Source organism: Streptomyces sp. NPDC023541 (genome assembly GCF_055559995.1).
This window is the reverse complement of record NZ_JBVHJO010000002.1, coordinates 761,552-767,551: the sequence shown is the minus strand read 5'-3', so window position 1 is coordinate 767,551 and position 6,000 is coordinate 761,552. Positions and strand designations below refer to the sequence as shown.

The window sequence follows — 6,000 nt, the reverse complement described above, 5'->3', positions numbered from 1 at the left end:
CGCACGCGCCGAGCCGAGGAGACCCCCCGGAGGGGCACCACCCCACCCGAAGCCACCGCCCTACCCGACGGGCCACACCCCCGGCCAGGGGGGGGCACACCCCAGCCCCGCCGGCGATTGAGGCGCGGCCACCGGCCCGCAGCCGGAGGGGATCAGCGGACCGGGTGGCCCGCTTCGCGGAGGGCCGACTTCACTTCGGCGATGCGGAGATCGCCGAAGTGGAACACCGACGCCGCCAGCACCGCATCCGCCCCCGCCGCGATCGCCGGGGCGAAATCGGCCAGGCGGCCCGCGCCGCCCGAGGCGATCACCGGCACCGTGACGTGCTTGCGCACCGCCGCGATCATCTCCGTGTCGTAGCCGTCCTTCGTGCCGTCGGCGTCCATGGAGTTCAGCAGGATTTCCCCGGCGCCCAGCTCCGCGGCCCGGTGGGCCCATTCGACGGCGTCGATGCCGGCGCCCCGGCGGCCGCCGTGGGTGGTGACCTCGAAGGAGCCCGTCTCCGTGCGCCGCGCGTCGACGGACAGCACGAGGACCTGCCGGCCGAACCGCTCCGCGATCTCCTGGATCAGCTCGGGGCGGGCGATGGCGGCCGTGTTCACGCCCACCTTGTCCGCTCCCGCGCGCAGCAGCTTGTCGACGTCGTCGGCCGTACGGACGCCGCCGCCGACGGTCAGCGGGATGAAGACCTGCTCTGCGGTGCGCCGCACCACGTCGTAGGTGGTCTCGCGGTTCCCGGAGGACGCGGTGATGTCGAGGAAGGTCAGCTCGTCGGCGCCTTCGGCGTCGTACAGCTTGGCCATCTCCACCGGGTCGCCCGCGTCGCGCAGGTTCTGGAAGTTGACGCCCTTGACGACCCGGCCGTTGTCCACGTCCAGGCAGGGGATCACGCGTACGGAGAGGCTCATCCGGACACCGCCTTGTACGCCTCGACCTCCACCTCGACGACCATCGACGAGTCGACGAAGCCGGAGACGATGAGCATCGTCGCGGCCGGGCGGACCGCGTCGAAGAGCTCCTTGTGGGCGCGGCCCACATCGTCCACGTCACGGGCGTGCGTGAGGTACATGCGGGTGCGCACGACGTCCTCGGGGCCGAGGCCGGCCTGGGCGAGGGCCTTGAAGGCGACGCCGAAGGCGGCGACGGTCTGGTCGTACGGGCCGCCGGCGTCGGCCGCGGTGCAGCCGGAGACGAGCACGAGCCCGTTCGGCAGCTGCACGGCGCGGGAGTACGCGATGACGTCCTCGTAGGAGCCGCCGGAGGAGATGCGGCGTACGGCGTCGGAACTCATGCGGAGACCACCTTCAGGGCTTCTTCCAGGGTGAAGGCCTTGGCGTACAGGGCCTTGCCGACGATCGCGCCCTCGACGCCCAGCGGGACCAGCTCGGACAGGGCCCGCAGGTCGTCGAGCGAGGAGATGCCGCCGGAGGCGACGACGGGCCGGTCGGTGGCGGCGCAGACGTTCTTCAGCAGCTCCAGGTTGGGGCCGGTCAGCGTGCCGTCCTTGCCGATGTCGGTGACGACGTAGCGGGCGCAGCCCTCGGAGTCGAGGCGGGCGAGGGTCTCGTACAGGTCGCCGCCCTCGCTGGTCCAGCCGCGGCCCTTGAGGGTGGTTCCGCGTACGTCGAGGCCGATGGCGATCTTGTCGCCGTGCTCGGCGATGGCCTTGGCGGCCCACTCGGGGGTCTCCAGGGCGGCGGTGCCGAGGTTGACGCGGGTGCAGCCGGTGGCGAGGGCCGCGGCGAGCGAGGCGTCGTCGCGGATGCCGCCGGACAGCTCGACCTTGATGTCCATGGCGCGGGTGATCTCGGCGACCAGGGCGCGGTTGTCGCCGGTCCCGAAGGCGGCGTCCAGGTCGACCAGGTGGAGCCATTCGGCGCCGGCGGCCTGCCAGGCGAGGGCCGCCTGCAGGGGGGAGCCGTAGGACGTCTCGCTTCCGGAGACGCCGTGGACGAGGCGGACGGCCTGGCCGTCGCGCACGTCGACCGCGGGAAGGAGTTCGAGTGCGGATGCGCTCATCAGAGGGTCTCGATCCAGTTGGTGAGGAGCTGGGCGCCGGCGTCGCCGGACTTCTCGGGGTGGAACTGGGTGGCCCACAGGGCCCCGTTCTCCACCGCCGCGACGAAGCGCTCGCCGTGGGTGGCCCAGGTGACCTTGGGGGCGCGGATCAGCGGGTTGGTGACTTCCAGGCTCCAGTCGTTGGCCGCGTAGGAGTGCACGAAGTAGAACCGGGCGTCGGCGTCCAGGCCGGCGAAGGCCTGGCTGTCGGCGGGGGCCTCGACGGTGTTCCAGCCCATGTGGGGGACGACCGGGGCCTTGAGCGGGCCGACCGTGCCGGGCCACTCGTCGAGTCCTTCGGTCTCCACGCCGTGCTCGATGCCGCGCTCGAAGAGGATCTGCATGCCGACGCAGATGCCCATGACCGGGCGGCCTCCGGAGAGGCGGCGGCCGATGATCCAGTCGCCGCGGACGTCCTTGAGGCCCTGCATGCATGCGGAGAAGGCGCCGACGCCGGGGACGAGGAGTCCGTCGGCGTCCATGGCCTTGTCGTAGTCGCGGGTGATCTCGACGTCCGCGCCGACGCGGGCGAGGGCCCTTTCGGCGGAGCGGACGTTGCCGAAGCCGTAGTCGAAGACGACGACCTTCTTGGTGGGGCGTGCTGTGCTCATTCCCAGATTCCTTGGATCCGCAGGACTCCGGCCGCCAGGCACATCGCGGAGGCGATGGCGAGCAGGACCACGACCGATTTGGGCATCTGCTGCTTCTGGAAGGAGTAGACGCCCCCGGCCAGGAACAGGCCGAGGACGATCAGGATGGTGTTCAGCCCGTTCACTGCTAGAGGGCGCCCTTCGTGGAGGGCAGGATGCCGGCGGCGCGCGGGTCGAACTCGGCGGCGTAGCGCAGCGCGCGGGCGAGGGCCTTGAACTGGCATTCCACGATGTGGTGGGCGTTGCGGCCGTACGGGACGTGGACGTGCAGGGCGATCTGGGCCTGCGCGACGAAGGACTCCAGGATGTGGCGGGTCATCGTCGTGTCGTAGGAGCCGATCATCGGCGCCATGTTCTCGGGCTCGGTGTGGACGATGTAGGGGCGGCCGGACAGGTCGACGGTCACCTGGGCGAGGGACTCGTCGAGCGGCACGGTGCAGTTGCCGAAGCGGTAGATGCCCACCTTGTCGCCGAGGGCCTGCTTGAAGGCGGCGCCGAGCGCGAGGGCGGTGTCCTCGATGGTGTGGTGGGAGTCGATGTGCAGGTCGCCGTCGGTCTTGACGGTGAGGTCGAAGAGGCCGTGGCGGCCGAGCTGGTCGAGCATGTGGTCGTAGAAGCCCACGCCCGTCGAGACGTCGACCTGGCCGGTTCCGTCGAGGTTTATCTCGACGACGACGGAGGTCTCCTTGGTGGTCCGTTCGACCCGTCCGATGCGGCTCATGCGTGCTGCTCCTTCTTCAGTGCGCGAACCGCTTCCAGGAACGCGTCGTTCTCTGCCGGGGTCCCGGCGGTGACCCGCAGCCGGCCGGGTACGCCGTTGTCCCGGACCAGGACCCCGTGGTCGAGGATCTTCTGCCAGGCGGTGTGCGCGTCCTCGAACTTCCCGAACTGGATGAAGTTCGCGTCGGACTCGGTGACCTCGTAGCCGATGGCGCGCAGTTCGGCGACGAGGCGGTCCCGCTCGGCCTTGAGCTGCTCGACGTAGCCGAGCAGGGTGTCGGTGTGCTCCAGGGCGGCGAGTGCCGTGGCCTGGGTGACGGCGGACAGGTGGTACGGCAGGCGCACCAGCTGTACGGCGTCGACGACGGCGGGGTGTGCGGCCAGGTAGCCCAGGCGCAGGCCGGCCGCGCCGAAGGCCTTGGACATGGTCCGGGAGATCACCATGTTGGGGCGGCCCTCGATGAGGGGCAGCAGCGAGTCCCGGTGGCTGAACTCCACGTAGGCCTCGTCGACGATGACGAGGGAGGGCTTGGCCGCCTGGGCCGCCTCGTAGAGGGCCAGGACGGTCTCCGCGTCGACCGCGGTGCCCGTGGGGTTGTTGGGCGAGGTGATGAAGACGATGTCGGGGGCGTGCTCGGCGATCGCCCGCTCGGCCGCCTCCACGTCGAGGCGGAAGTCCTCGCGGCGCGGGCCGGAGATCCAGCCCGTGCCGGTGCCGCGGGAGATCAGCGCGTGCATGGAGTACGAGGGTTCGAAGCCGATCGCGGTGCGGCCGGGCCCGCCGAAGGTCTGCAGCAGCTGCTGGATGACCTCGTTGGAGCCGTTGGCGGCCCATACGTTCTCCCGCGCGACCGGGTGCTTGCCGGTACGGGTGAGGTAGGCGGCCAGCTCGGTGCGCAGCTCGACCGCGTCCCGGTCCGGGTAGCGGTTGAGGGTGCGGGCGGCGTCGGCGACGCGCTCGGCGATGCGCGCGACGAGTTCGGCGGGCAGCTCGTAGGGGTTCTCGTTGGTGTTCAGCTGGACGGGCACGTCGAGCTGCGGGGCGCCGTACGGGCTCTTGCCGCGCAGTTCGTCCCGGATGGGGAGGTCGTCGATTCCGATGCTCACTGGTTGGGGACCTTCCATCCGAAGCGTGCCTTGAGGGCGGCGCCGTGGGCGGGCAGGTCCTCGGCCTCGGCGAGGGTCACCACGTGGTGGGTGACCTCGGCGAGGGCGTCTCGGGTGTAGTCGACGATGTGGATGCCGCGCAGGAAGGACTGCACGGACAGGCCGGAGGAGTGGCAGGCGCAGCCGCCGGTGGGCAGCACGTGGTTGGAGCCGGCGCAGTAGTCGCCGAGGGAGACCGGGGCCCACGGGCCGACGAAGATCGCGCCGGCGTTGCGGACGCGGGCGGCCCAGGCGGCGGCGTCGGCGGTCTGGATCTCCAGGTGCTCGGCGCCGTAGGCGTCGACGACCTTGAGGCCGTCCTCCAGGCTGTCGACCAGCACGATCGCGGACTGCTTGCCGGCGAGGGCGGGCTTGATCCGGTCCTCGACGTGCTTGGTCGCGGCGACCTGAGGCTCCAGCTCCTTCTCGACGGCTTCGGCGAGCTCGGCGGAGTCCGTGACGAGGACGGCCGCGGCCAGCGGGTCGTGCTCGGCCTGGCTGATGAGGTCGGCGGCGACGTGCACCGGGTCGGCCGTGGAGTCCGCGAGGACGGCGATCTCGGTCGGGCCGGCCTCGGTGTCGATGCCGATCCGGCCGGTGAAGTAGCGCTTGGCGGCGGCGACCCAGATGTTGCCGGGGCCGGTGACCATGTTGGCGGGAAGGCAGCCGTCGGGTCCGGAGGTGCCGTACGCGAACATCGCGACAGCCTGGGCTCCGCCGACCGCGTACACCTCGTCCACGCCGAGCAGGGCGCAGGCGGCGAGGATCGTCGGGTGCGGCAGGCCGCCGGCTGGGTCACCTTCGAAAGCGGGCCTCTGCGGCGGGGACGCGAGCGCGATCGACTCGACGCCCGCCTCCTGGGCCGGCACCACGTTCATGACGACGGAGGACGGGTACACCGAGCGGCCGCCCGGCGCGTACAGCCCCACGCGCTCCACCGGAACCCACTTCTCGGTCACGGTGCCGCCGGGGACCACCTGGGTGGTGTGCTCGGTGCGGCGCTGTTCGCGGTGCACGATCCGGGCGCGGCGGATCGACTCCTCCAGGGCTGCGCGGACGGCCGGGTCGAGCTCGTCGAGGGCCGTCCGGAGTGCCTCGGCGGGCACCCTGACCTGCTCCAGCGTCACCCCGTCGAACTTCTGCGCGTACTCGATCAGCGCCGCCGTGCCACGATGATGGACGTCCTCGCAGATGGGCCGCACCTTCTCCAGGGCAGCTTCTACGTCGAACTCGGCACGGGGCAGCAGGTCGCGCAGGGCGCCGCCCTCGGGGAGGGCGTCACCGCGCAGGTCGATACGAGAGATCACCTCCCAATTCTCTCAGACCGCCTCGTGCCACCGTCCGCCCGTATCACTGGCTGATACACGCCCCGGACGTCACAGGTGCCCGTTAGCGTTCGCCTACACGTACATGACGGCGGAGGGGG

Annotated in this window: 8 protein-coding genes; all 8 read right to left on the bottom strand. The window is 71.3% G+C overall.

Translation table 11 applies throughout. The features are described from left to right. Positions 1-152 precede the first annotated feature (152 nt). The 8 genes from hisF to hisD are packed head-to-tail and all read right to left on the bottom strand — an operon-like array spanning position 153 to position 5,881. Complete coding sequence (hisF, locus tag ACZ3X1_RS07525; protein ID WP_356813228.1) at positions 153-908, bottom strand: imidazole glycerol phosphate synthase subunit HisF; 756 nt, start codon at positions 906-908, stop codon at positions 153-155. Beyond that, on the bottom strand, positions 905-1,291 hold the full coding sequence (locus ACZ3X1_RS07520) for a RidA family protein (RefSeq protein ID WP_356813227.1): 387 nt from the start codon (positions 1,289-1,291) through the stop codon (positions 905-907). Before ACZ3X1_RS07520 ends, hisF begins: the two co-directional genes overlap by 4 nt. After that, positions 1,288-2,019, bottom strand: a complete 732-nt coding sequence (priA, locus tag ACZ3X1_RS07515; RefSeq protein WP_356813226.1) for a bifunctional 1-(5-phosphoribosyl)-5-((5-phosphoribosylamino)methylideneamino)imidazole-4-carboxamide isomerase/phosphoribosylanthranilate isomerase PriA — start codon at positions 2,017-2,019, stop codon at positions 1,288-1,290. The genes ACZ3X1_RS07520 and priA overlap by 4 nt, the downstream gene beginning before the upstream one ends. Next, positions 2,019-2,669 carry an imidazole glycerol phosphate synthase subunit HisH gene (gene hisH / locus ACZ3X1_RS07510; protein WP_467277545.1) on the bottom strand — a complete coding sequence of 217 codons (651 nt, stop codon included), beginning with the start codon at positions 2,667-2,669 and terminating at the stop codon, positions 2,019-2,021. Before hisH ends, priA begins: the two co-directional genes overlap by 1 nt. Then, entirely contained in the window at positions 2,666-2,833 is a 168-nt protein-coding gene (locus ACZ3X1_RS07505) for a hypothetical protein (RefSeq protein ID WP_030028108.1), read from the bottom strand. The genes hisH and ACZ3X1_RS07505 overlap by 4 nt, the downstream gene beginning before the upstream one ends. 2 nt (positions 2,834-2,835) lie before the next feature. Beyond that, positions 2,836-3,429, bottom strand: coding sequence for an imidazoleglycerol-phosphate dehydratase HisB (hisB, locus tag ACZ3X1_RS07500; protein ID WP_467277539.1), 594 nt, complete (start codon positions 3,427-3,429; stop codon positions 2,836-2,838). Then, positions 3,426-4,553, bottom strand: coding sequence for a histidinol-phosphate transaminase (locus ACZ3X1_RS07495; RefSeq protein WP_356813224.1), 1,128 nt, complete (start codon positions 4,551-4,553; stop codon positions 3,426-3,428). The genes hisB and ACZ3X1_RS07495 overlap by 4 nt, the downstream gene beginning before the upstream one ends. Continuing rightward, complete coding sequence (gene hisD, locus ACZ3X1_RS07490; RefSeq protein WP_356813223.1) at positions 4,532-5,881, bottom strand: histidinol dehydrogenase; 1,350 nt, start codon at positions 5,879-5,881, stop codon at positions 4,532-4,534. Before hisD ends, ACZ3X1_RS07495 begins: the two co-directional genes overlap by 22 nt. Positions 5,882-6,000 lie beyond the last annotated feature (119 nt).